The organism is Azoarcus sp. Soil_N_20 (assembly GCF_057656155.1).
Genome location: NZ_JBDGKX010000049.1, coordinates 1 through 834, shown reverse-complemented (window position 1 = coordinate 834; position 834 = coordinate 1). Strand labels below are relative to the sequence as shown.

Below are 834 nucleotides of genomic sequence, written 5' to 3'. Positions count from 1 at the left end.
CTGACCGAGACCGAGCGCCTGGTGCGCGACGCGGCCCGTGCCTACAGTCAGGACCGGTTGCTGCCGCGGGTGCAGGAAGCCTTCCGCCACGAGAAGACCGACCGCGCGATCTTCACCGAGATGGGCGAGCTCGGCCTGCTCGGCCCGACCATCCCCGAGCAGTACGGCGGCGCCGGCATGAACTACGTCAGCTACGGCCTGATCGCGCGGGAAGTCGAGCGCGTCGACTCCGGCTACCGCTCGATGATGAGCGTGCAGAGCTCGCTGGTGATGGTGCCGATCAACGAGTTCGGCAACGAAGAGACCAGGCAGAAATACCTGCCCAAACTCGCCAGCGGCGAATGGGTGGGCTGCTTCGGCCTGACCGAGCCCAACCACGGCTCCGACCCGGGCAGCATGGTCACCCGGGCGAAGAAGGTTGCCGGTGGCTACAGCCTGTCGGGCTCGAAGATGTGGATCACCAACAGCCCGATCGCCGATGTGTTCGTGGTCTGGGCCAAGGACGACGAAGGCCAGATCCGCGGGTTCGTGCTCGAGAAGGGCTGGAAGGGTCTGTCCGCCCCGGCGATCCACGGCAAGGTCGGCCTGCGTGCCTCGATCACCGGCGAGATCGTGATGGACGAAGTGTTCTGCCCGGAAGAGAACGCCTTCCCCACGGTGCGCGGCCTCAAGGGCCCGTTCACCTGCCTCAACTCGGCCCGTTTCGGCATCGCCTGGGGCGCGCTCGGCGCGGCCGAAGCGTGCTACGAGACCGCCCGCCAATACACCCTGGACCGCAAGCAGTTCGGCCGCCCGCTCGCGGCGAACCAGCTGATCCAGAAGAAGCTCGCCGAC

Annotated in this window: 1 protein-coding gene; it reads left to right on the top strand. The window is 67.3% G+C overall.

Going from position 1 to position 834, the window contains the following annotated elements; all coding sequences use genetic code 11:
* The coding region (locus tag AC3A35_RS27815; protein ID WP_487439795.1) for an acyl-CoA dehydrogenase family protein at positions 1-834 on the top strand (834 nt) is incomplete at both ends.